Genomic DNA, 451 nt, shown 5'->3' with positions numbered 1-451 from the left:
TCCTCGGCGCCGCCTGGCTGGTCGCCGCGGTCGGCGCGCAGCGGGCCGTCCTGGCCGTCGCCGCCATCGTGGAGCCGTTCCGGGAGGATCTGCTCGGCCACGTCGTCGAGGGCGCGCTGGACCGGTCGGCCGCTCCGGGACCGGGCACGGAGGCCTCGGCGGTGGCCCGCTCGAACCTCCAGGTGGAGCTGGCCCGCGACGCCCTCGCCTCGGTCGTCACGGTCGTCAGGTCCTTCGTGTTCACCGCGGTGAGCGTGGTGCTCGGCCTGACGGCGCTGATCCCGCAGGTGCTCGTGCTCGTGCTGCCGCCCTTCATCGCCGGCCTCGGCCTCTTCCTGCTCTCGCTGCCGGTCCTGGCCCGGCGGCAGCGGGCGTTCCTGCTGGCCGACGAGCGGACGGCGGAGTCGGTCACGGCCGTGGCCGGCGGCCTGCGCGACATCGCGGCCTGCGC

The 451-nt window shown here is 76.3% G+C and carries 1 pseudogene; it reads left to right on the top strand.

The window, feature by feature from the left end:
- Positions 1 to 451, top strand: a pseudogene (locus ACWJ6R_RS38015) (ABC transporter ATP-binding protein); the annotation flags it as partial.

It is taken from the genome of Planomonospora algeriensis, assembly GCF_977012225.1.
Note: the sequence above shows the minus strand (reverse complement) of the source record. Positions and strands in the feature narration are given on the sequence as shown.